Below are 21952 nucleotides of genomic sequence, written 5' to 3'. Positions count from 1 at the left end.
ATTCGGGATACCGTCCCACATATGGGAAGCGAACCAACGTCTGGTCCCTTGGACTCCCGACTGGCCACCCGGCTCGCCGAGTTGCGAACGGAACAGGACTGGTCACTGGACGACCTGGCCCGGCGTACGAATGTCAGCCGCTCGACCCTCTCCCGCCTGGAACGCGCAGAAATCAGCCCGACAGCGGCACTGCTGTCCAAACTGTGCGCGGCCTACGGCCGGACCATGTCCCAACTACTGGCCGAGGTCGAGTCCGAGCCACCCCAACTCGTCCCCGCCTCCCGGCAATCCGTCTGGCGCGACGACGCCTCCGGCTTCACCCGCCGCTCCGTCTCGCCACCCCACCCCGGCCTCCGCGGCGAACTCGTCGAAGGCACCCTGCAACCCGGCGCGGACATCACGTACGACGGCCCGCCGCCCATCCCCGGCCTTGAGCAACACATCTGGCTCCTGGCCGGCGCCCTGGAGGTCACCACGGGCGGCACCACGCACACCGTGAACACCGGCGACTGCCTGCGCTTCCGCCTGTGGGCCCCATCCCGCTTCCGCTGCACAAGCCCCACCCCGGCCCGCTACGCCCTATTGGTGGTCCTCCCGTGACCACCACTCTCCCCACCATCACCCGGCTCTCGGCCACCTCCTTCCCCAGCAGCCTCCCGGGCCTGTCCGCCCTCCTCGCCGACGCCGTCGCCGGCGGCGCGTCCCTCGGCTTCGTCACCCCCTTCGGCCGGGACGCGGCAGCGGACTGGTGGCGTACGCAGCACCCCGCCGTGGCCGACGGCAGCCTCACCGTCTGGGTAGCCGAGGGCCCGTCCGGCATCACCGGCACGATCAGCCTCGCCCACCCGGCGAAGCCGAACGCCCGCCACCGAGCCGAGATCGTCAAACTGATCGTCCACCGCGCGGCCCGCGGCCAGGGCCTCGGCCGCGCCCTCCTCACCACAGCCGAACGCGCCGCCGCCCGCTCCGGCTACCGCCTCCTGCTCCTCGACACAGAATCCGCCAGCCCGGCAGACCGGCTCTACGCCACCGCGGGCTGGACACCGTACGGAACCGTCCCGGCCTACGCCTCCGCCCCCACGGGAGAACTGCGAGACTGCACGTTCTTTTACAAGGAGCTGGGGTAGCGGGGGCGGGGTCCGTCGGAACGTTCTTCCGGCGAGAACTTTCGCAGTCTGCGTGACGTGACCATCCCTCTTGGCCCACTCACCGTGCTTGTGGGCCCGAACGGGGTGGGAAAGTCGAATGTCCTAAAGGTTTTCGACTTCCTCGCCTCGATCATCCGAACCGACCTGCAACCCGCGCTCGACGACCGCGGAGGGTTCGACGAGGTGGGGTTTTGGGGTGGCGAAAAGCCTCCGACGTCGATGAAGATCGAGCTCAAGGCCACCTGGACGACCCACGCCAGTCTCAAGGCGCCGGATGAATACGCCCTGACCATCCGCCGGCGTGCCACACCGAGCAGCCGCCATTCGTACACGCTGTCGCGTCATGAGAGCTTCCGGTTCAAGCGCACGCGCGGCAGGGGGCGTCGGATCACCATTGCGGGTGACGAAGCCCGCGTGGTCGACGAGAGAGCCGGGCGGGAATCCGACGGCACCAGTTTCGGTATGCAGCGCCTGAGCAGCGGACTGTCGACGCTGCCGCGATTGGGGCGTTCGGACGGGGGTGAAGAAGTGACGCGCGTCGCCGAGCGCCTGTCCTCGTTCCGGGTCTTCGACGTGGACGTTTCCGCTGCCCGGCAGCCGACTCGTACCCGTTCCACCCTCGCCGACCGCCTCCAGTCGCACGCCGAGAACCTGGCCGCGTTTCTCGTCCAGCTCAGCGCGGACGAGGAACGCTGGGACCACTTGGCGAAGGACGCACGCCGTGTGCTGCCGCAATTGGAGGCGATCGAGTTCGAGCAGGTCGGAGGGTATGCCGACCGGCTCGCTGTCGTACTGCACGAGCGCGGTCTGCGCCGCACCACCCCACTGGCCGACGCATCGTTCGGCACGGTGCGCCTTCTGGGCCTGCTGGCCATGCTTTACGATCCGCATCCCCCGGCTCTCACCTGCGTCGAAGAGATCGACCACGGCTTGCATCCACAAGCGCTCGAACTCATCGTCGAGCGCTTGCGAGAGGCGTCCGCACGAACCCAGTTCATCGTGGCGACCCACTCTCCGGCACTGGTCGATCGCTTGCGTCCGCACGAGTTCATCGTGTGTGACCGTGACGAAAGCGGCGCGTCGATCATTCCGGCACTGGCCGAGAACGAAGTCCGGGAGATCGCCGCCGAAGCCGGTGACCGGCCACTCGGTGAACTGTGGTTCTCCGGAGTTCTCGGTGGCGACCTGACGGAGGACGAACTGTGAAGCGCGGAGCCAGCAGGTCCGCGGGCAGAGGCATCGTCGTCCTGGCGGGCGAGAGTTCCAACGACCGTCGCCTGCTGGCCGCCTTCATCAAGGCCGCTCATCCCGACTTACTGCTCGTTTCAGAATGAGTTGAGCTGTGGTCTTGCGCTTGGCGATCTTGATCGGCAGGGTGTTCGGGGTGCCTGCTGGTCTTGTTCCTGATGACTTGTGGGAGCGAGTGGCGCCGTTGTTGCCGCCCGCTCCCGAGCGGCGCCGCCGTCACCCCGGACGGCTGCGTGTTCCGGACCGGTCCGCACTCGCCGGCGTCATGTACGTACTGCGGACCGGTGCCGCCTGGCGTGATGTCCCCGCGGAGACCGTGGGCTGCTCCGGGGTGACGGCCTGGCGTCGGCTGCGGGACTGGACCGAGGCCGGCGTCTGGCCGCGCCTGCACGCGGCCCTGCTGACCGAGCTGCGCCGCGCCGGCCTGTTGGATCTTGAGTACTGCGCTGTTGACGGCTCGCATGTCCGGGCCCTGAAAGGGGGGATCACGTCGGCCCCTCGCCAGTCGACCGCGCCCGTCCCGGTTCCAAGCACCACTTGATAGTCGACCGGCACGGAACCCCGCTCGCCGTCACGCTCACCGGCGGCAACCGGCACGATGTCACCCAGCTGCTGCCGCTGCTCGACGCGGTTCCGCCGATCCGGGGGCTGCGAGGACGGCCCCGCCGCAAGCCGCGGTACCTGTATGCCGACCGGGGCTACGACTTCGACAAGTATCGCTGGCTGCTGTGGAAGCGTGGCATCAAGCCCATGATCGCCCGACGTGGTGTCGCCCACGGCTCAGGGCTCGGCAAAGTCCGTTGGGTGGTGGAACGGTCCTTCGCCTGGCTACACCAGTTCAAACGACTCCGGATCCGCTACGAACGACGCGCCGACGTCCATCGGGGCCTGCTCGAACTGGCCTGCAGCCTCATATGCCTCCGCCGCCTACGAACTTCATTCTGACCTGATCATTGCAGGGCCGCGTGCTGCGGACCGGTGTCGCATGCTGGGTGAACTACGCCGTCGACCGCCACGGAACACCGCTCGCCGTCACGCTCACCGGCAGCAACCGCCACGACAGCACCCAACTCCTGTCACTGCTGGACGCGGTCCCGCCGATCCGGGGACTTCGCGGACGCCCCCGGCGCGCCTGGATGTCCCGTCAAGTCTGCGCTCAGCCTCTTCGGTGACTGCGGCGAGCGGTGACGGTGCCGTGCATGTGGTCCGACCCAACGTTCTGAGACTCGCTCGTGTACGCCGTGCGCCTCACGCCGAGGCCGACCCGTGCCGGAAGACCGGACACGCGCATGCGAAGGGAAGACCGGCCCGAATCAAGTGTGGGGCCGGAGCCGGTCGTTGAGCGCGGCACCGACGTCGGGGCAGTTCTTCCGGATAGTGTCGAGGAAGGCGCGCAGCACCGGGGAGTGATCGCGGGCCGCGAAGGACAGGACGAGATCGGGCAGGGGCGTGCGCGGGGTCACTTCACAGAACCGCACTCCCGGACGCGGGACCACCCTCATGCGGGACGGCCCCAGGCCGACGCCCACGCCCGAGGCGGCGAGGCCGATGATCGTGTGCACATCCCTCGCGACGGTCGCGCCGCCGAGAGTCGATGAGTCCGCGCCCAGCAGGGTGCGCAGTCCGGCGACCACAGCGGGCTCGTCCTCGCCGGCTGACACGATCAGCGGCTGTCGCCGCAACTGATCGGCACTTACCGACTGATGGCCCGCGTACGGGTGCACCGTACTTACCACAGCGATCACGTGGTCGCGTCCGATCGGGACGGACACGAGATGCTCGGCTCCGGCACCCCGTGGTGGGCCCAGGGTGATGGCCACGTCCAGCTCCCCGGCGACGAGAGCCGGGCTGCTGCGGCTGGTCGCCATCTCGTGCAGTTCCAGTCTCACATCGGGCCGTTCACGGCCGAATCGGCTCAGGACGCCCGGCAGCGGGTCGAGCAGTGCCGAGGCGATGAAGCCGAGGCGCAGACGTCCCGTCTCGCCGCGCGCGGCCCGGCCCGCGTCGACCGTGGCCGCCGCGATCTCGTCGAGCGCCCGGCGCGCCCGCGCGAGGAACGCCTCGCCGGCGGCGGTCGGGAACACCCCCTGACGGGTGCGGTCGAACAGCCGGGCCCCGACCTCGCGCTCCAGGTCGGCGATCTGCTTGGACAGCGGCGGCTGCGCGATGCCCAGCTCGCCGGCCGCCCGGCCGAAGTGTTCGTGCTCGGCGAGAGCAACCGCGTACCGCAGGTGCCGCGCTTCCATGACCCGCCCTCCATCCCATCGGCTGGTGGTAATACCTCAAAGATATTGCCATGCCACTTACCAGATCTATGAATGGATAGCGCTGTAATTCCTGTCTGCAATGGAGCCATGAGGAACGTATCTCTGACCGACACCGTCTTCGTTTTCGTGCACGGCGCCTGGCACAGCTCCGGACAGTGGGCGGCGACGCAGCGCGCGCTAGCCGGACTGGGCGCTGCAAGCGTGGCCGTCGACATGCCGGGGCACGGCTTCGACGCACCCCTGCCCACCGGATACCTGCTGCCCGGCCAGCCGGGCCTGCTGACCGAGAAGTCACAGCTCGCCACCCTGACGATGGACGACTGCGCCGAGGCAGTACTGAGCGTCCTGCGCCAGGTGCGTCACCATCGCACGGTCGTGCTCGTCGCGCACAGCGCGGGCGGCGGTCCCGCGTCCCTGGCCGCGGAGCGGGCGCCCGAGCTGGTGGACCGGATCGTCTACCTGTCCGCTTTCGTCCCGGGCGGGCGGCCGCGGTTCTTCGACTATCTGGGCTCACCCGAGAACGCCTCTGCGCTGGGCCATAACCTGAACCTCGGCGACCCCGAGACCCTGGGCGCCGTACGGATCAATCCGCTCTCACCGGATCCCGTCTACCTTGACGAACTGCGGGAAACCCACTACCACGACACCCCCCTGGACCGCTTTGACCGGTGGCGGTCCGCGCTGAGCCCTGATCTGCCCCTGGCGATCCCGACGGCTCCGGTCACCCTGACCGCAGCACGGTGGGGACGCATTCCACGAACTTTCCTGCGCTGCGCCGAGGACCGGGCGCTGGCACCGGCCGCGCAGGACCTGATGATCGCGGAAGCCGACCGGGCCTTCCCCGGTAACCCGTTCACTGTGCGTACCCTGCCCGGCAGCCACAGCCCGTTCGCCGCCCGGCCGGGCGAGCTCGCCGCGGTCCTCGCCTCGTGAGCCGGCATCGGCCCGTGAAGGGTTCCCCGTCCCTGAGCGGGGGACGGCTCGCGGCCGGTGGCGGCGGGCGGCTCGTGCTGCCGGTCGTGCTGAGCGCGACATTCGTGCAGTTGCTCAACGTCACCGTCGCGCAGATCGCCGCCCCGGCGATCCGGGCCGACCTGGGTGCCGGCTCAGGTGCCGTGCAGCTGATCCTGGCCGGGTACACCCTGACCTACGCCTGCTTGCTTATCACGGCCGCGCGCCTCGGCGACCGGTACGGCTACCACCGGCTGTTCGCGCTGGGCACCGTCGTCTTCATGGCCGGTTCAGTAGCGGCCGCGTGTGCTCCCGATGCCACGTTCCTCATCGCGGCCCGGTTGGTCCAGGGCGCGGGCAGCGGCTTGGTCGCCCCGCAGGTTCTGTCGATCATCCAGGTCGCCGTCCCCGCTGCCCGGCGCCCACGGGCGCTCGGCCTGTTCGGTGCCACGATGGGAGTGGCGTCGCTGGCCGGGCCGCTGATTGGCGGACTTCTCGTCGGCGCCGACCTCTTCGGTCTCGGCTGGCGCTCGGTGTTCCTGGTCACGGTGCCGGTGGCACTCGTCTCGCTCGCGGGCGCGACCGTACTGCCTCACACGCGAGGCGCGGCCGGACAGCGCGTGGACGGGATGGGCATGTTGCTGACTACCGTGGGCTTCGGTGCGCTGGTGCTGCCGCTCTCGCTGGGAGGGGAAGCCGGCTGGCCCTGGTGGACATGGGCCACGCTGGCCGTGTCCGTGGCAGTTCTCGGCTGCTTCGCTCTGACTCTCCCGTACCGGCCGGATCCCCTGGTGCATCCGTCGCTGTTCCGCGACCGGAGGGCGCGTGCGGGGGTGCTGCTGGTGTTTGTGTTCAACTCCGGGGTGCCATCCTTCACGTATCTGCTGTTCCTGCATCTGCAGTCGGCCATTGGGTATCCCGCCCTCACGGCCGCGCTGACGTCGGCTCCCTTCGCGGCCGCGGCCGTGCTGGGCAGCCGTGGCGCACCCGCGCTGGCCCGCCGACACGGGTCGGCCGTGCTCACGGTTTCGGCGCTGGTACTGGCGGGGACGGCCCTGGCTCTCGCGCCGCTCATCGGCACGGCGGCCGGACGCTGGGCGGCGTTGCCGGTCCTGGCTCTCGGCGGCGCCGCGTTCGGCTCGTTCACCGCCTCGGTGTTCGCGTCGGTGCTGGCGAGGGTGGACGGCTCCGCGGCCGGTTCTGTGTCCGGGCTGTTGCCCACGGCTCAGCAGCTAGGCGGGTCGATCGGGGTGGCTGCGGCGGGGCTCGTCTACTTCGCACCCGCCGCCGGCCCGGGCGCCGCGTTTCGGCACGCCATGATCTACGAGGCCGCCGTCTTCGCCGTCACCGCGCTGATCAGCCTTCGGATGCGCGATCGGAACCGACCAGCCGCGCCACGGGCAGGCGCGACGCGTGCTGCGGGGACGTTCGAAACACCCGGATCGTGAGCCCGGCGAAGCGCCGGGGTGCGAGGCAGCAGGTTCGTAAGCCCCGACGCCGAGCCGGCCTGCGGCCTCATCTGCCTCCGCCGTCAGCGAACCTCATTCTGAAACGATCAGTTAGCGGCTGCCGTCAGCCTCACCGAGATCACGGACCCGGTCCGGCTGCGGAAGAAAACCGGCGCCGACTTGGTGACAGCGGCGAATGTGCTGGTGGGCAAGGCGCGAGGCAAGGCCAAGCTGAAGGCCGGCGACTTCGTCGGCATCGCGGTGCACGAGGATATGGATGCCTGTACAGGCCCCGGCTACGACTCGGTACGCCGTGCGGTTTCCTCCGCACTCGCCAAGGCCGCCGGCGCGTCCTCGTCCGTATACGCATTGGCCGCGGCGGAATCCGAGGCGTGGCTCCTGCTGTTCCCCGACGCGTTCTCTATCTACCGGCCTTCGTGGAAGATCCCCGCCCAGTGGAAAGGGAAGGACACCGGCCGCCGAAAGAACCCCAAGGAAGACATCGAGGCCGAACTGATCCGCCCCCGATTCAGGGAGAGCGACGGCCCCGAGATCGCGAATGCCGCACTGGGGCATGGGCTGTTGACCAGTCCAGACGGTTCGAACCGTTCCTACAGCGAGTTCGTACGGGACCTGGCCACGTGGCCGGTCCCGAGGCGGGGGCGGTAGGACTCAGGTTCCCGAGGGGAGGGCGCCGTGCTTGATGACGCGTATGAGAGAGCCGAGCCCCATTCGGCTCACGGTGACGAACGTGTCCGGGGCCTCGCTCTCACGAATCCGTAGGGTGCCGTCAGGGCTGGCGGTGAGTCCCAGGCAGTTGTTGCCTGTGCCGCAGTATGAAGATGTCTGCCAGTCGCACTCGGGCATGTACGGCCTCTCAGATTTCTCGCGCGATGGTGAGGATGAAATCCCGCGGCTCCGATCCCGCCTTGATGGCTCTTATGAAAGACCCGAGCTGAGCCCGGGCGGTGGTGACGACTGTGCCGGGGGACGAGCTTTCGCGTATGTGCATGGTGTTGTCGGAGCTTGTAGCGATGCCTAGGCAGCTTCCGCCTTCCTGGCAGAAGGAGGACTGTTGCCATACAAGCTCGGTCACTTGAACTCCCGTTCAGAGGCTCTGGGCGATGTCGTGGATGAAGTCGCGGGAGGGGCGGGGTTTGAGGGCGAGTGCTTCGAGCTGGTCGAGGAGTGTGCGGTACTTGATGCGTTGGGCTTCCGCGTCGATGAACAGCACGCCGTGCGCCTGGTCCAGGTGGACGGTGTCGAGCTGAGGCACCGAACCTCGTGCGTAGCTGAAAGTCTGCCCCGAGCCGGGGAACGCACCGGCGGCGAAGGGGATGACAACGACGGTGATGTTGTCGCGCTCGCTCATTTCGAGGATGTGCGTCAATTGTGCTCGTGTCACGGCCCGGCCGCCGAATTGCATGCGCAGTGCAGCCTCGTGCAGTACCGCGGTGTATGGTGCCGGGTCGTCCCTGTACAGAACGGCTTGGCGTTTGATGCGGAGGGAGATGCGGTGCTCGATCTCCGGCGGGGGTAGTGGCGGAAAGCCTTGCTGGAATACCGACCGGGCGTGGTCAACGGTCTGGAGCAGCCCAGGCAGGATGGCCGTTTGGGCTGCGCGCAACTCAGTGGCGTAATGCTCCAGTTCCGCCAAGTCGAGCATGCCCGGTGGCAGGATGCCCCGGTACTCCTCCCACCAGTGCCGGGTGCGGCCGCCGGTCATCGCGGCGAGGGCCTCGATGAGTTCCTTGTCCGCGCAGTCGTAGTTGCAGGCGAGGGTGCGAACGCGCTCGGCGCTGATGGGTGCGCGGCCGGTCTCGATGTTGCTGATGCGGGCCTGGTTGCCGCCGAGTAGCGCGCCCGCCGCGCTCGCGGTCATGCCTGCTTTCTCCCGCAGTTTGCGGAGCTCCGCCCCGAGGCGCTGCTGCCGGGCCGTCGGGTGTGTCCTCGCAGCCATGAGCCCTCTCTCTTCGTTCCCGGCCAAGTCTGCCGTGGGTACCACCGATGCGCCAGGGGTGATGGATTCGAGTGGATGGGTCGAATGTATCCATCCAGAGCCGCTACGGTGTGTGCTGCGTCACTCGCCCAGTGGCGTCAGCTCGGCAACCGTAACGGAGGCTTGCCATGCCCAGTGACTGGGACTATGCGTTCGAAATGCCTGATCATCCACGGGCTCCGCGGGTCGCTCGGCGGGTGGTGCGGCTGGTGCTGGAGGAGCATGGGGAGGGGGAACTCGTGGACCAGGCGGAGTTGTTGGCCTCCGAGCTGATCGCCAACTCGCATCGGTATGCGAAGGGGCCCGCCAACGTGCGGGTGAAGCGGATCGGAGCGCGGTTGCGCGTCAGCGTGTGGGACGGGAATCCGGATCTGCCGAGCTTCGGCACGGCTGCGGTGTCCGGGCCCGGGGACGAGGCGGGGCGGGGGCTGGGGCTGGTCAGGTTGTGCGCTGAGAGTTATGGGGGGTTCGCGTACGGGTCGGGGGCGCTGGGGTCGGGGGGCGGCAAGGTGATGTGGTTCGAGTTGGGGGATGAGGGGGCTTGTCGCGGGCTTGGGTGAGCATCACGGTTTGCGCCCCGCCCCCTCCCCGGGGTCGGCCGTGGGAGAGGGCGGGGCAGTTTGTGGGGCGGGCGAGGTCAGGACGGGTGGATCGCCTCGGCCATGGCGGTGGCGGTTTTGATGATCAGGGGAGTGTCGCCCGCGGCGGTGGGTTGAGTCGGCTTGTGGGTGAAGGCGGCGAGTATGAGCGGGGCGCCGTCGGGGGTCCAGGCGATGGCTACGTCGTTGCTCGTTCCGTACGTGCTGCCGCCGCCGGACTTGTCCGCCACCTTCCAGTCCTTCGGCAGCCCCTTGCGGAACCGGTCGGTGCTGGTGGTGTTGCGCAGCAGCCAGTCGGTCAGGAGGGCGCGGTCGGGGCCGTTCAGGGCGTTGCCGAGGACGAGGTGGCGGTAGGTGCGGGCGATGGCGTACGGGGTGGTGGTGTCCGTACGGCGGTCCGGCTCGGCCGAGTTCAGTTCCGGCTCCCAGCGGTCGAGGCGGGTGACCGGGTCGCCGAGGGAGCGGCAGAAGCGGGTGACGGCGGTCGGGCCGCCCAGTTCGCGCAGGAGGAGGTTGGCGGCGGCGTTGTCGCTGTAGCGGATCGTCGCGTCGCAGAGGTCCCGTACGGACATGCCGTCGGCGATGTGCTGCGACGTGACGGGCGTGTGGCCGGCCTTCTTCACGTCGGCCTCGGTGTAGTGGATCACGCGGGACAGCTGAGTCCCGTCGTGGTCCAGGTCGCGCAGTACGGCCGCGACGGCGAGCGTCTTGAAGACGGAGCAGATCGGGAACCGCTCGTGGGCGCGGTGCAGTACGGACGCGCCGGTGGCGAGGTTGAGGGCGAAGACTCCGATGCGGGCCTGGTGGTCGCGCTCCAACTGGCGGAGCTTGTGGACGGCCCCGGTGGCCCGGGAGGGCGTGCGGGCTCCGGCCGCGCTCGCCGGCGTGGTGCCGAGGGCGAGTGTGCCGCCGAGGCCGAGGCCGGCGCCGAGCAGTGACCGTCGGGTGAGTGACGACGTGGGCTTGCGCATGGGGTGGTGTTCCTTCCCTAGTCCCCGGTTGGATTGTGCTGGTGGGGACGTTGGGGGTGGTGGGGTGGTTGCGCTGGCACGAGGGCCGAGGGGAGGACGGTTAGAGGGCGTCGTCCAGTTCGGTCTGCCAGTACGTGACCTTGGCGGAGTCGTCGATGTACGTGTCCTTGGGGAGCGTGAGGCGGGTCGAGCGGTCGCCGTAGCCGCCGTCGCGGTTCGCGAAGAACACCTGGAGGCGGTGTGCCGTCTTCCCCCCGTCGGCCTCCCCGGTCGGGTCCGACGCGCGGACGGCCGCGTACGCGGACCGGCCCGGCTCCACGGACACCACGGCCTGCGGCCGGCTGTCCTCCATGACCGCGGTGGGCGCCTGGGCGTCGTCGAAGCGGAGGGCCGGGTAGTAGTAGGCGTCGCAGCGGGTGGAGCCGGTGTTGGTGACGGTGAGGAGCAGGTGGTTGATGGGGCGGCTGAGCTTGGAGACGGTCACTTTGGTGTTGGCCGGGGTGCAGGTGGTGGACGACTTGCCGTTCGGAGCGGCGTGGTGCTTGCCGCCGGAGCCGGTCTTGGCCGGGGCCGCGTGCGTGCCCGCTCCCGAGGGGGCCTTCGCCGACGGGCCCGTACCGCCCGAGCCGCCCGTACCGCCCGAGCCGTCCGAGCCGCCCGCTCCGTCCACAGGGGCGGACCCGGCCGCGGAGTCCGGTGCGGGGGAGGCCGCGGGCCGGTCGGCGCCGGCGGCCTTCTTGCCGTCCTCGGCACCGCCGCACGCGGTCAGCGAGAGCGCGGCGGCGACGGCCGCGGCGGAGGCGGCGATACGGGCGGTACGGGTGGTGAAGAGACGTGAGCGCATGGGTGGTGCTTCTCCTGGGGCGTACGGGAGTGAGCGGAAGTCAGAGTTGGCGTACGAGGGCCGTGATGACGACGACACAGAAGGCGAGTACGCCCAGTGCCGCGAGATCGGCTGGTTCGAGAGGAAAGCGGAAACGGATCCGCACGGTGGCTCCCCGGTAAGGCCCTGGTCAGGGCGTCGTCGGTGGTCACAGCCTGGGTGACGTCCCGTCCCGGGCACAACGCCCGGCGGAACATCCGGGACGCTGGAACGATTGCGCGTACGCTGACCAGCGGGAATGGGGGTTCCCTGGAACGCGGTTATGGGATGCGGCAGGAGGGGGAAGGGTGAGCACGGCTTCCGGTACGGACGATTTCGCGGCGCTGCTGCGTTCGTTGAAGACGAGGTCAGGGCTGAGTTACGGCGCCCTGGCGAAGCGCCTGCACATGAGTACGTCCACACTGCACCGCTACTGCAACGGCGACGCGGTGCCCACGGACTACGCGCCTGTGGAGCGGCTGGCCCGGGTGTGCGGCGCGAAGCCCGAGGAACTGGTCGAGCTGCATCGTCAGTGGATCCTGGCGGATGCGGCGCGGGGGAGGCGGGGGGTGGAGGGGGACGCTCCGGTTCCGCCCCCGGTTGCGGCCCCGGCCGGGGAGGCGAAGCCGGAGCCGGAGGCGGAGGACGCACCCGTGGCCGCGCCCGCGCCCGTGCCGGAGCCTGCCCCCGCGCCCGCCCCCGACCCCGCCCCGGAACCCCCAACCCCGGAACCCACCCCCACCTGCCGCCCCACCCGCTCCACCCGTCCCTCCCGCCCCAAGCTCCGCTGGGCCCTGGCCGGCACTGCCGCCCTCGCGCTGGCCGTTCCGGTCGTCGTCAGCGGTGTGACGTCTTCCGGGGAGGGCAGCTCCGGGGTGGCCAGGGCGAAGATGCCCGACCACCGTCCGGACAGTGGCGGCCGTGGCGCGGTCCCGGATGGTGGTCCCTCCGGTACGCCGTCCCCCTCCGCCTCGGTGTCCGCCGGGCCGACCGGGAAGCCGAAGCAGGACAGCGCGCCGGCCTCCGCGGATCCGAGCAGTGCCGGCACTGGTGCCGCCACCGGTGCCGGCACGGACGGCAGCGCGCGGCGCAGCGGTACTCCGCTGACCGTCGACGTGCGTACGAACAACTGGGACGACCCCTGCGACCGCTGGTACATGCTCGACAAGCCGCCCACCGAGGTCCCGCCGCCGCCCACCGGGGTCAGCGCGCGCGGCTGGGCGAACGCGTTGGGCGGGGTGCCCGGCGGCCATCTGCGGGTTTCGCTGGCGGTCCAGGGGACCGGTGACGAGGCCGTCGTGCTGCACTCGCTGAACGTTCGGACCACCACGCGCACGGCCGCGATGGGGGGCTCGGCGTACTCCATGGGCGACGGCTGCGGCGGCGGGCTCACCCCGGCCTCGTTCGACGTCGGGCTGGACGCGGCGCAGCCGCTGATGCGGCCGGTCGCCGGCGAGCAGGGGGACCGGAAGATCCCGGCGACCGACTTCCCGTTCAAGGTCTCGGCGTCCGATCCGCAGGCGCTGTACGTCGACGCGCACACGGAGGCGAACGACGTCAGCTGGTACCTGGAGCTGGAGTGGAGCAGCGGCGGCCGGCGCGGCACGCTGCGCCTGGACGATCACGGCAGGCCGTTCCGTACCAGTGCGATGAAGGGGCGTCCGGCGTACGGCTACCGATACGACACGAATGTGTGGGAGCCGATCGAGAACTGACCGCGTGCGGGCGAAACCGACCGCGTGCGGACATGGGGAAGGCCCCGCCGGAACCAACCGTTCCGGCGGGGCCTTCGTCCGTACGTGTCAGCGGGGCGTCAGAGCCGCTCGGGCGTGCGGATGCCCAGCAGCGCCATGCCGCGGTGGAGGGTGCGGGCCGTCAGGTCGCACAGGAACAGGCGGTTCTCGACCTGCTCGGCGCCGCCTTCGGCCTTGAGGACCGGGCACTGGTCGTAGAAGGTCGTGTAGAGGGAGGCGAGCTGGTAGAGGTACGCGGCCAGCTTGTGGGGCTCGTAGCCGGTCGCCGCCTCCTCCAGGGTCTCCGCGAACTGGTCCAGGTGCAGGCCCAGCGCGCGCTCGGCGGGGGCCAGCTCCAGCTCCGGGTGGGCCTTGGGCGCGGCGTCCCCGGCGCGCCGGAAGATGGACTGGATGCGGGCGTACGCGTACTGGATGTACACGCTGGTGTCGCCGTTGAGCGAGACCATCTGGTCCAGGTCGAACTTGTAGTCGCGGGACGCCGAGGTGGACAGGTCCGCGTACTTCACGGCGCCGATACCGACCTGGAAGCCGTTCTCGGTGATCTCCTGCTCGGTCAGGCCGATGTTCTCGCCCTTCTCGCGGACGACGGCGGTCGCCCGCTCCACCGCCTCGTCGAGCAGGTCCACCAGGCGCACCGTCTCGCCCTCACGGGTCTTGAACGGCTTGCCGTCCTTGCCGAGGACGGTGCCGAAGGCGAGCTGTACGGGCCGCACGTCGTCGCCCAGCCAGCCGGCCCGGCGCGCGGTCTCGAAGACCATCTTGAAGTGCAGGGACTGGCGGGCGTCGACCACGTACAGGAGGGTGTTCGCGCCCAGGCCCTGCACGCGGTCGCGGATGGCGGACAGGTCGGTGGCCGCGTAGCCGTAGCCGCCGTTGGACTTCTTGACGATCAGCGGGGTCGGGTTGCCGTCCGGGCCCTTGACGTCGTCGAAGAAGACGCAGAGCGCGCCGTCGGAGCGGACCGCGACGCCGGACTCCTCCAGGAGGCGGCAGGTCTCCTCCAGCATGGCGTTGTAGCCGGACTCGCCGACCACGTCCGCGTCCCGGATCTCCATGTCCAGCTTGTTGAAGACCGAGTAGAAGTAGACCTTCGACTCGTCGACGAAGCGCTGCCACAGGGCGAGCGTCTCCTCGTCGCCGGCCTGGAGGTCCACGACGCGGCGGCGGGCGCGCTCCTTGAACTCCTCGTCGGAGTCGAACAGGGCGCGCGACGCCTTGTAGAGGCGGTTGAGGTTGGACATGGCCTCTTCGCCGGAGACCTCGGCGGAGGCGTCGCCGCTCTTGTGGTCCAGCTCGTGCGGGTGCTCGATCAGGTACTGGATGAGCATGCCGAACTGGGTGCCCCAGTCGCCGATGTGGTGGCGGCGGACCACCTTCTCGCCGGTGAACTCCAGGATCTCCACCATCGCGGCGCCGATCACGGCGGAGCGCAGGTGGCCGACGTGCATCTCCTTGGCGACGTTCGGCTGCGCGTAGTCGATGACGGTGGTGCCGGGGTTCTGGGCGTACGGGACGCCGAGGCGGTCGTCGGCGGCGCGGGCGGCCAGGGTACGGACGATCGCCTCGTCGCTGACGGTGATGTTCAGGAAGCCGGGGCCGGAGACCTCGATCTCCTTGATCACGTCACCGGCGGCGAGCTGCCCGACGACCTGGCCGGCCAGCTCGCGCGGGTTGCCCTTGAGCTTCTTGGCCAGCGCGAGCAGGCCGTTGGCCTGGAAGTCGGCCCGGTCGCTTCGTCGCAGCAGCGGGTCGGCGGCGCCGGCCTCCGGCAGGGCTGCCGTGAGGGCGTCCGCGACGCGCTGGTTGACCGTGGCTGCGAGGGAAGGGACCGAAGTCATGGAATGAAGGCCGTTCCGTTGGTGTGGAAAGGGTTTGCCAGCGAGTATCCCACGGCGGTTCCCTCGGTTTTCCACAGGGAAAATCCCGCCGCGGCTCCGTCTGGGAGAATGGGGGCCGTCAGGCTTGTCGAGTGGTGAGAAGAGGAAGGGCCGATCGTGGCTCAGCAGAGCACCGAGACCGACTGGGTCTCCAGGTTCGCGGACGAGGTCGTTGCCGAGGCGGAGCGCCGCGCGCCCGGCAAACCGATCGTCTGCGCCTCGGGCCTGTCTCCTTCCGGCCCCATTCACCTGGGCAATCTGCGTGAGGTCATGACGCCGCACCTGGTCGCGGACGAGATCCGCCGCCGGGGCTTCGAGGTCCGCCACCTGATCTCCTGGGACGACTACGACCGGTACCGCAAGGTCCCGGCCGGCGTCGCGGGCGTCGACGAGTCGTGGGCCGAGCACATCGGCAAGCCGCTGACGTCGGTGCCGGCCCCGGCCGGCTCCGCGTACCCGAACTGGGCCGAGCACTTCAAGGCCGCCATGGTCGAGGCCCTCGCCGAGCTGGGCGTGGAGTACGACGGCATCAGCCAGACCGAGCAGTACACCTCCGGTGCCTACCGCGAGCAGATCCTGCACGCGATGAAGCACCGCGCGCAGATCGACGCGATTCTCGGCCAGTACCGCACCAAGAAGGCCCCCGCGAAGAAGTCGCAGAAGCCGGTCGACGAAGCCGAGCTGGAGGCCGCCGAGGGCTCCGGCGCCGCGGCCGAGGACGACGGCAGCAGCGGCTCGGCGGGCTATTTCCCGTACAAGCCTTACTGCGGTCAGTGCGAGAAGGACCTGACGACCGTCTCCTCCTACGTGGAGGAGACGACCGAGCTGACCTACGCCTGCACGGCCTGCGGCTTCGGCGAGACGGTCCGGCTCAGCGAGTTCGACCGCGGCAAGCTGGTCTGGAAGGTCGACTGGCCGATGCGCTGGGCGTACGAGGGCGTGATCTTCGAGCCGTCCGGTGTGGACCACTCCTCGCCGGGTTCGTCGTTCGTGGTCGGCGGCCAGATCGTGCGCGAGGTCTTCGGCGGCGCGCAGCCCATCGGCCCGATGTACGCCTTCGTCGGCATCAGCGGCATGGCCAAGATGTCCTCCTCCAAGGGCGGCGTGCCCACCCCGGGCGACGCGCTCAAGATCATGGAGGCGCCGCTGCTGCGCTGGCTGTACGCGCGCCGCAAGCCCAACCAGTCCTTCAAGATCGCCTTCGACCAGGAGATCCAGCGGCTCTACGACGAGTGGGACAAGCTGGAGGCCAAGGTCGCCGACGGCTCGGTGCTGCCCGCCGACGCCGCCGCGCACTCCCGCGCGGTCCGCACGGCCGCCGGCGAGCTGCCCCGCACCCCGCGCCCGCTGCCGTACCGCACGCTGGCCTCGGTCGCGGACATCACCGGCGGGCACGACGAGCAGACGCTGCGCATCCTCAGCGAGCTGGACCCGTCCGACCCGGTCACGTCCCTGGACGAGACCCGGCCCCGGCTGGACAAGGCCGAGTACTGGATCGCCACCCAGGTCCCGGCCGAGCAGCGCACGATCGTGCGCGACGAGCCGGACGCGGAGCTGCTCGGCTCGCTCGACGGGCAGGGCCGCGAGTCGCTGCGGCTGCTGCTGGACGGGCTGGACGAGCACTGGTCGCTGGACGGGCTGACCACGCTCGTCTACGGCGTGCCGAAGATCCAGGCCGGTCTGACGCCGGACGCCAAGCCGACGCCGGAGTTGAAGGTGGCGCAGCGTTCGTTCTTCGCGCTGCTCTACAACCTGCTCGTCGGCCGCGACACCGGCCCGCGCCTGCCCACGCTGCTGCTGGCGGTCGGCGCGGACCGCGTGCGCAAGCTGCTCGGCGCCTGAGTGACCGGTGTCTGAGCGGCTGGTGTCCGGGCGACCGGTGTCCGAGTGACCGGCGCCTGAGTGACCGGCGCCTGACTGAGCGGCGTGGTGCGCGGGCGGGGATGAGGCTGCCGACCGCGCGGCTGCGACTTTCGAATGAGTGCCGTTTCGGCCCCGGGGACGACGATCCCCGGGGCCGCTCGCGTGATGGTGGTTCCATGCGAGGAATCATCGGAATCATCGTCCTGATCCAGGGGGCCATGGGCGCCCTCGGCCGGACCTTCACGGACGGCACGGGCTGGGGCATCCTGCCGCACTGGTTCGACCTGCCGACGCTCGCGTACGCCGGGATGGCGGCGGTCGGCCTGGCCCTCATCGCGTGGGAGGAGGCGGACAAGAAGCGCAGGAAGCGTGTGGGCCCCGGGGCGTAGCGGCCCGCCGGCCTCCGCTGCCGCCCGCCGCCCGGCCGCGTTCCGGGCGGGAAATGGCCGGAACAGACATACGAAGAACATCGGGCGGGGACTCGTCTTCCATGACGGATTCGCTGACCTCACTCGGCCTGCCGGACGGCATCCGCGCCTGCCTGTTCGACCTCGACGGCGTCCTCACCAAGACGGCCGTCGTCCACACGGCCGCCTGGAAAGAAGCCTTCGACGACTTCCTGCGCCACCGCGACGGACCCGGATTCACCCCCTTCGACCCGGTTTCCGACTACGACGAGTACGTGGACGGGCGGCCCCGCGCCGACGGCGTCCGCACCTTCCTCGCCTCCCGCGGCATCGAACTGCCGGAGGGCGGCCCCGACGACCCGCCCGACCGCGACACCGTGCACGGGCTGGGCAACCGCAAGAACGAACTGCTGCTGGCCAAGCTCCGCGAACAGGGCGCCGAGGCGTACGAAGGCTCCCGCCGCTACGTGCAGGCCGTCCGCGACCGCGGACTGGCCACCGCCGTCGTCTCCTCCAGCGCCAACTGCCGCGAAGTGCTCGCGTCGGTGAACATGGAGGGGCTGTTCGACGTACGGATCGACGGGATCGTGGCCGCCGAGCGCAAGCTGCCCGGCAAACCGCACCCGGACACCTTCCTGGAAGCGGCCAGGGAACTGGGCGTCACCGTCGCGCGTGCGGTCGTCTACGAGGACGCCCTCGCGGGCATGGACGCCGGGCGCGCCGGCCACTTCGGATATGTCGTCGGCGTCGACCGGGTCGGCCAGGCCGAGGCGCTGCGCAAGCACGGGGCCGACGTCGTCGTCGAGGACCTCGCCGAGCTGTTGAAGGGGGACGCCACCGCATGATCACCCACTCCTCGTACGCCTGCGACCCCTGGGTGCTGCGCGAGACCGACCTCAACCTGGACGTGCTGCCGCAGAGCGAGTCCGTCTTCGCCCTGTCCAACGGGCACATCGGCTGGCGCGGCAACCTGGACGAGGGCGAGCCGCACGGCCTGCCCGGCACCTACCTCAACGGCGTCCACGAGCTGCGCCCGCTGCCGTACGCCGAGGCCGGCTACGGCTACCCCGAGTCCGGGCAGACCGTCATCAACGTCACCAACGGCAAGCTGATCCGGCTGCTGGTCAACGACGAACCGTTCGACCTGCGCTACGGGCGGCTGCGCTCCCACGAACGCGTGCTGGACCTGCGCGCCGGGACGCTGCGCCGCATCTGCGAATGGACCTCGCCGGCCGGCTGCACCGTACGGGTGACCTCCACCCGCCTGGTCTCCTTCACACAGCGGGCCGTCGCCGCCGTCGCCTACGAGGTCGAGCCCCTGGACTCCGAGGTCCGCGTCGTGGTGCAGTCCGAACTCGTCACCAACGAGCAGCTGCCCGAGTCCGGCGGCGACCCGCGGGTCTCCTCGGCGCTGCACAACCCGCTGGAGCCGGAGGAGCACTTCTCCTCGGACGCGCGCCTGCGGCTGATCCACCGCACCCGCCGCAGCGGGCTGCGGGTGGCGGCCGCCGCCGACCACATCGTCGAAGGACCCGAGGGCGCCACGCGTACCGACAGCGAGAGCGGAGACGACGTCGCGCGCTTCACCGTCACCTCGCTGCTGAAACAGGGCCAGCGGCTGCGCCTGGAGAAGACCGTGTCGTACGGCTGGTCCGGCGCGCGTTCGCTGCCCGCGGTGCGGGACCAGGTGGACGCGGCGCTCGCCGGCGCCCGCAGCACCGGCTGGCAGGGGCTGGTCGACCAGCAGCGCGCGTACCTGGACGACTTCTGGGACCGCGCGGACGTCGAGGTGGACGGCGACGCGGAGATCCAGCAGGCCGTCCGCTTCGCGCTCTTCCACGTCCTCCAGGCGGGCGCGCGGGCCGAACAGCGCGCCATCCCCGCCAAGGGCCTGACCGGGTCCGGCTACGACGGCCACACCTTCTGGGACAGCGAGACGTTCGTCCTGCCGATGCTCACGTACACCTCGCCCGCCGCCGTCGCCGAGGCGCTGCGCTGGCGGCAGGACACGATGGGCGCCGCCTGCGAAAGGGCGAAACAACTCGGGCTCCGGGGCGCGGCGTTTCCCTGGCGGACCATCGAAGGCTCGGAGTGCTCGGCGTACTGGCCGGCCGGCACCGCCGCGTTCCACGTGAACGCCGACATCGCCGACGCGGTCGTACGCTACGTCCGCGCCACCGGCGACGAGGAGTTCGAGCGGGAGACCGCCGTACCGATACTGGTGGAGACCGCCCGGCTGTGGCATTCGCTGGGCCAGCACGACCACCACGGCACGTTCCACATCGACGGCGTCACCGGGCCCGACGAGTACAGCGCCGTCGCGGACGACAACGTCTACACCAACCTCATGGCCCAGGCGAACCTGCGGGCCGCCGCCGACGTGGTCGAACGGCACCCCAGGGAGGCCGAGGCGCTGGGCGTCGACGACGAGGAGAGCGCGTCGTGGCGGGACGCGGCCGAGGCGGTGGCCGTGCCGTACAACCGCAATCTGCGGGTGCACGAGCAGTCGGCCGGCTTCACCACCCACCAGACCTGGGACTTCGCCGGTACGCGCCCGGACCAGTACCCGCTGATGCTGCACTTCCCCTACTTCGACCTGTACCGCAAGCAGGTCGTCAAGCAGGCCGACCTGGTGCTCGCCCTGTACAAGCGCGGCGACTGCTTCGACGCGGACGAGAAGGCGCGCAACTTCGCCTACTACGAGCCGCTGACCGTACGCGACTCCTCCCTGTCCGCGTGCGTCCAGGCCGTCATGGCCGCCGAGGTCGGCCATCTGCGCCTCGCCTACGACTACTTGGGCGAAGCGGCGCTGATGGACCTCCAGGACCTGGAGAACAACACCCGCGACGGGCTGCACACCGCCTCGCTCGCCGGCACCTGGGTCGCCCTCGTCGCCGGCTTCGGCGGCATGCGGCACACCGGCCAGGCCCTGTCCTTCGCGCCCCGCCTCCCCGAGAAGCTCAGCCGCCTGGCGTTCTCGGTACAGGTGCTGGGACGGCGGCTGCGGGTGGAGATCACCGGCCCGACGGCGACATACACGCTGGTCGAAGGGGCGCCGCTGGAAATACGGCACTACGACGAACCGCTCACCGTCTCCGACAAGAGCCCCCAGAAACGCGAGATCCCCGAACTGGCCGCCCGCCCCGAACCGTCCCAGCCGCCGGGCCGCCGCCCGATAAGGCGGCACTGAGCGCGGCCGGCCCGCCGGGAGCTACGGAATGTGCTCGGCGGTCTCCATGTCCTCGCGGAACCGCTGCCGGAAGTCGCGCACGAAGGTCCGCAGGTAGCCCTCGCTGAGGGGCCCGCCCTCGCGCCCGGTGACGCCGTACGCGTCCAGCAGGTACCGGCCGAACTGCCGGGAGTCGGGGAAGTCGTTCTTCTCGGCGACGAACGCGCGGAAGGCGGCATAGTACGCCTCGTCGCGCGGCACGTCGTCGGGGAGCCCGGGGCCGGGCCCGGGCTCGCGTCCGGCGGGCTCGGGCCCGGCCCCCGGCGCGTCCGGGGCCGGGGCGGTGCGCGGCTCCGGAATGGGCAGCGGCCCGGCCGTACCCCCGAGCGGCCGCTTGCGACCGGGAGCGACGGGCACACTCAACCGGCCGCCGTGCGCGGGGTGTTCGGCGGCGGCTTCCTCGGGGACCGGCGGGCGGTCAGGGGCGGGCGACTCCGGTTCGGCCCGCGACTCTTCGTGCGCGGGTTCCGGGGGCACGGGAGGCGGGGGCACGGGAGTCTCGGGAGCGGCCGCCTCAAGCGGCGGAGCCCCGGCACCCGGCCCCGCCTCGATCCCCGCCGCCGCCAGCCCCGCCGCGCCCGTCTGGGACAGCGGCACCCCGTACCGCGCCAGCCGCAGCGGCATCAGCGCCTCCACCGGCGCCCGCCGCCGCCACGCCCGCCCGTACCGGGCCCGCAGCCGCGTCCGGTAGACCAGCCGGTCCTGCTCCAGCTTGATCACCTCGTCGTACGACCGCAGCTCCCACAGCTTCATCCGGCGCCACAGCCGGAACGTGGAGGGAAACGCCAGCAGCCAGCGGGCGAGCCGGACGCCCTCCATGTGCTTGTCTGCGGTGAGGTCGGCGATCCGGCCGACGGCGTGCCGGGCGGCCTCGACGGCGACCACGAAGAGCACCGGGATCACTGCGTGCATGCCGACGCCGAGCGGGTCGGGCCAGGCGGCCGCGCCGTTGAAGGCGATGGTGGCGGCGGTCAGCAGCCAGGCGGTCTGGCGCAGCAGGGGGAACGGGATGCGGGTCCAGGTCAGGAGGAGGTCCAGGGCCAGCAGGACCACGATGCCCGCGTCGATGCCGAGGGGGAAGACGGCGGAGAAGGCGCCGAAGCCCTTGCGTTCGGCGAGGTCGCGGACGGCCGTGTAGGAGCCGGCGAAGCCGATCGCGGCGATCAGGGCCGCGCCGGCGACGACCACGCCGATCAGGATGCGGTGGGTACGGCTCAAGCGCGTCGCGTGTGTCGTCGCGGGCACCCGCGATCCCTCCCCGGCTTCGGCTGACTGTGTCGCTGTGTGGGCGCTCAGCCTGGCACACGCGTCAAGCCGGGGCCGGGGAGG

The 21952-nt window shown here is 70.5% G+C and carries 20 protein-coding genes and 2 pseudogenes; 14 read left to right on the top strand and 8 right to left on the bottom strand.

The window, feature by feature from the left end; genetic code table 11:
- Positions 1 to 21: 21 nt before the first annotated feature.
- The 5 genes and pseudogenes from ACH4OW_RS20760 to ACH4OW_RS20740 form a co-directional block, all read left to right on the top strand.
- On the top strand, positions 22 to 600 hold the full coding sequence (locus ACH4OW_RS20760) for a helix-turn-helix domain-containing protein (protein ID WP_398029460.1): 579 nt from the start codon (positions 22 to 24) through the stop codon (positions 598 to 600).
- Positions 597 to 1127 (top strand): GNAT family N-acetyltransferase, encoded by a 531-nt coding sequence (locus tag ACH4OW_RS20755; RefSeq protein ID WP_360124940.1) that lies wholly within the window; start codon positions 597 to 599, stop codon positions 1125 to 1127. Before ACH4OW_RS20760 ends, ACH4OW_RS20755 begins: the two co-directional genes overlap by 4 nt.
- Before the next feature lie 33 nt (positions 1128 to 1160).
- Positions 1161 to 2354, top strand: a pseudogene (locus ACH4OW_RS20750) (AAA family ATPase); the annotation flags it as partial.
- Positions 2355 to 2532: 178 nt separating this feature from the next.
- Positions 2533 to 3341 (top strand): IS5 family transposase gene (locus tag ACH4OW_RS20745; protein ID WP_398029457.1). Its coding sequence is split into 2 segments (ribosomal slippage): positions 2533 to 2872 and positions 2872 to 3341, totalling 810 coding nucleotides; the frame shifts between segments, so codons are not numbered across the junction.
- Positions 3342 to 3403: 62 nt separating this feature from the next.
- Positions 3404 to 3520: pseudogene (locus ACH4OW_RS20740) on the top strand (IS5/IS1182 family transposase); the annotation flags it as partial.
- Positions 3521 to 3709: 189 nt separating this feature from the next.
- Here ACH4OW_RS20740 and ACH4OW_RS20735 read toward each other — a convergent pair.
- Positions 3710 to 4642, bottom strand: a complete 933-nt coding sequence (locus tag ACH4OW_RS20735) for a LysR family transcriptional regulator (RefSeq protein ID WP_398029455.1) — start codon at positions 4640 to 4642, stop codon at positions 3710 to 3712.
- A 108-nt stretch (positions 4643 to 4750) separates the two neighbouring features.
- On the opposite strand from ACH4OW_RS20735, the gene ACH4OW_RS20730 reads away from it, so the two are divergent.
- The 3 genes from ACH4OW_RS20730 to ACH4OW_RS20720 all read left to right on the top strand — a co-directional run bounded on the left by ACH4OW_RS20730 (position 4751) and on the right by ACH4OW_RS20720 (position 7731).
- Positions 4751 to 5596, top strand: coding sequence for an alpha/beta fold hydrolase (locus ACH4OW_RS20730; RefSeq protein ID WP_398029453.1), 846 nt, complete (start codon positions 4751 to 4753; stop codon positions 5594 to 5596).
- 14 nt (positions 5597 to 5610) lie between these two features.
- A complete protein-coding gene (locus ACH4OW_RS20725; protein ID WP_398029451.1) occupies positions 5611 to 7062 on the top strand; it encodes an MFS transporter in 1452 nt (483 codons plus the stop codon).
- Between the two features lie 198 nt (positions 7063 to 7260).
- Positions 7261 to 7731, top strand: coding sequence for a hypothetical protein (locus ACH4OW_RS20720; protein ID WP_398029449.1), 471 nt, complete (start codon positions 7261 to 7263; stop codon positions 7729 to 7731).
- 3 nt (positions 7732 to 7734) lie between these two features.
- Here the strand turns inward: ACH4OW_RS20720 and ACH4OW_RS20715 are convergent, their stop codons facing one another.
- Genes ACH4OW_RS20715 through ACH4OW_RS20705 form a run of 3 tightly spaced genes read right to left on the bottom strand, consistent with a single transcriptional unit; the run spans position 7735 to position 9022 of the window.
- A complete protein-coding gene (locus ACH4OW_RS20715) occupies positions 7735 to 7929 on the bottom strand; it encodes a DUF397 domain-containing protein (protein ID WP_398029447.1) in 195 nt (64 codons plus the stop codon).
- A 10-nt stretch (positions 7930 to 7939) separates the two neighbouring features.
- Positions 7940 to 8158, bottom strand: coding sequence for a DUF397 domain-containing protein (locus tag ACH4OW_RS20710; protein WP_398029445.1), 219 nt, complete (start codon positions 8156 to 8158; stop codon positions 7940 to 7942).
- Between the two features lie 12 nt (positions 8159 to 8170).
- Positions 8171 to 9022, bottom strand: coding sequence for a helix-turn-helix transcriptional regulator (locus ACH4OW_RS20705; protein WP_360124925.1), 852 nt, complete (start codon positions 9020 to 9022; stop codon positions 8171 to 8173).
- Between the two features lie 167 nt (positions 9023 to 9189).
- Here ACH4OW_RS20705 and ACH4OW_RS20700 point away from each other — a divergent pair, with 167 nt between their 5' ends.
- Positions 9190 to 9621: an ATP-binding protein gene (locus ACH4OW_RS20700; protein ID WP_398029443.1), complete on the top strand. Its 432-nt coding sequence runs from the start codon at positions 9190 to 9192 to the stop codon at positions 9619 to 9621.
- Positions 9622 to 9698: 77 nt separating this feature from the next.
- Here the strand turns inward: ACH4OW_RS20700 and bla are convergent, their stop codons facing one another.
- Together bla and ACH4OW_RS20690 are read right to left on the bottom strand one after the other, a co-directional pair.
- Positions 9699 to 10631, bottom strand: a complete 933-nt coding sequence (gene bla / locus ACH4OW_RS20695) for a class A beta-lactamase (RefSeq protein WP_398029441.1) — start codon at positions 10629 to 10631, stop codon at positions 9699 to 9701.
- Positions 10632 to 10731: 100 nt separating this feature from the next.
- On the bottom strand, positions 10732 to 11475 hold the full coding sequence (locus ACH4OW_RS20690) for a DUF4232 domain-containing protein (RefSeq protein WP_398029439.1): 744 nt from the start codon (positions 11473 to 11475) through the stop codon (positions 10732 to 10734).
- 326 nt (positions 11476 to 11801) lie between these two features.
- Between ACH4OW_RS20690 and ACH4OW_RS20685 the strand changes: the two genes are divergently transcribed.
- Complete coding sequence (locus tag ACH4OW_RS20685; RefSeq protein ID WP_398029437.1) at positions 11802 to 13208, top strand: helix-turn-helix domain-containing protein; 1407 nt, start codon at positions 11802 to 11804, stop codon at positions 13206 to 13208.
- 98 nt (positions 13209 to 13306) lie between these two features.
- Here ACH4OW_RS20685 and argS read toward each other — a convergent pair whose 3' ends face one another.
- Positions 13307 to 15085: an arginine--tRNA ligase gene (argS, locus tag ACH4OW_RS20680; protein ID WP_360124911.1), complete on the bottom strand. Its 1779-nt coding sequence runs from the start codon at positions 15083 to 15085 to the stop codon at positions 13307 to 13309.
- Between the two features lie 156 nt (positions 15086 to 15241).
- Between argS and lysS the strand changes: the two genes are divergently transcribed.
- The 4 genes from lysS (at position 15242) to ACH4OW_RS20660 (ending at position 20584) form a co-directional block, all read left to right on the top strand.
- The gene (lysS, locus tag ACH4OW_RS20675) at positions 15242 to 16966 is read left to right on the top strand and encodes a lysine--tRNA ligase (RefSeq protein WP_398029435.1); all 1725 of its coding nucleotides are present in this window, start codon (positions 15242 to 15244) and stop codon (positions 16964 to 16966) included.
- 197 nt (positions 16967 to 17163) lie between these two features.
- Positions 17164 to 17376, top strand: a complete 213-nt coding sequence (locus ACH4OW_RS20670; protein WP_360124905.1) for a hypothetical protein — start codon at positions 17164 to 17166, stop codon at positions 17374 to 17376.
- Between the two features lie 101 nt (positions 17377 to 17477).
- On the top strand, positions 17478 to 18239 hold the full coding sequence (locus ACH4OW_RS20665; protein ID WP_398029433.1) for an HAD family hydrolase: 762 nt from the start codon (positions 17478 to 17480) through the stop codon (positions 18237 to 18239).
- Positions 18236 to 20584 (top strand): glycoside hydrolase family 65 protein, encoded by a 2349-nt coding sequence (locus tag ACH4OW_RS20660; RefSeq protein WP_398029431.1) that lies wholly within the window; start codon positions 18236 to 18238, stop codon positions 20582 to 20584. The genes ACH4OW_RS20665 and ACH4OW_RS20660 overlap by 4 nt, the downstream gene beginning before the upstream one ends.
- A gap of 21 nt (positions 20585 to 20605) precedes the next feature.
- Here the strand turns inward: ACH4OW_RS20660 and ACH4OW_RS20655 are convergent, their stop codons facing one another.
- Positions 20606 to 21841: a DUF2637 domain-containing protein gene (locus ACH4OW_RS20655; protein ID WP_398029429.1), complete on the bottom strand. Its 1236-nt coding sequence runs from the start codon at positions 21839 to 21841 to the stop codon at positions 20606 to 20608.
- Positions 21842 to 21952: the final 111 nt, after the last annotated feature.

It is taken from the genome of Streptomyces sp. NPDC017056, assembly GCF_044332485.1.
Taxonomy (GTDB): Bacteria; Actinomycetota; Actinomycetes; order Streptomycetales; family Streptomycetaceae; genus Streptomyces.
Note: the sequence above shows the minus strand (reverse complement) of the source record. Positions and strands in the feature narration are given on the sequence as shown.

What these genes read in the sequence shown, in the direction of transcription:
- ACH4OW_RS20705 (WP_360124925.1), bottom strand. Translation starts at nt 9,022, where the DNA reads ATGGCTGCGAGGACACACCCGACGGCCCGGCAGCAGCGCCTCGGGGCG.
- bla (WP_398029441.1), bottom strand. Translation starts at nt 10,631, where the DNA reads ATGCGCAAGCCCACGTCGTCACTCACCCGACGGTCACTGCTCGGCGCC.
- ACH4OW_RS20700 (WP_398029443.1), top strand. Translation starts at nt 9,190, where the DNA reads ATGCCCAGTGACTGGGACTATGCGTTCGAAATGCCTGATCATCCACGG.
- ACH4OW_RS20660 (WP_398029431.1), top strand. Translation starts at nt 18,236, where the DNA reads ATGATCACCCACTCCTCGTACGCCTGCGACCCCTGGGTGCTGCGCGAG.
- ACH4OW_RS20715 (WP_398029447.1), bottom strand. Translation starts at nt 7,929, where the DNA reads ATGCCCGAGTGCGACTGGCAGACATCTTCATACTGCGGCACAGGCAAC.
- ACH4OW_RS20735 (WP_398029455.1), bottom strand. Translation starts at nt 4,642, where the DNA reads ATGGAAGCGCGGCACCTGCGGTACGCGGTTGCTCTCGCCGAGCACGAA.
- ACH4OW_RS20760 (WP_398029460.1), top strand. Translation starts at nt 22, where the DNA reads ATGGGAAGCGAACCAACGTCTGGTCCCTTGGACTCCCGACTGGCCACC.
- ACH4OW_RS20730 (WP_398029453.1), top strand. Translation starts at nt 4,751, where the DNA reads ATGAGGAACGTATCTCTGACCGACACCGTCTTCGTTTTCGTGCACGGC.
- ACH4OW_RS20665 (WP_398029433.1), top strand. Translation starts at nt 17,478, where the DNA reads ATGACGGATTCGCTGACCTCACTCGGCCTGCCGGACGGCATCCGCGCC.
- ACH4OW_RS20670 (WP_360124905.1), top strand. Translation starts at nt 17,164, where the DNA reads ATGCGAGGAATCATCGGAATCATCGTCCTGATCCAGGGGGCCATGGGC.
- argS (WP_360124911.1), bottom strand. Translation starts at nt 15,085, where the DNA reads ATGACTTCGGTCCCTTCCCTCGCAGCCACGGTCAACCAGCGCGTCGCG.
- ACH4OW_RS20690 (WP_398029439.1), bottom strand. Translation starts at nt 11,475, where the DNA reads ATGCGCTCACGTCTCTTCACCACCCGTACCGCCCGTATCGCCGCCTCC.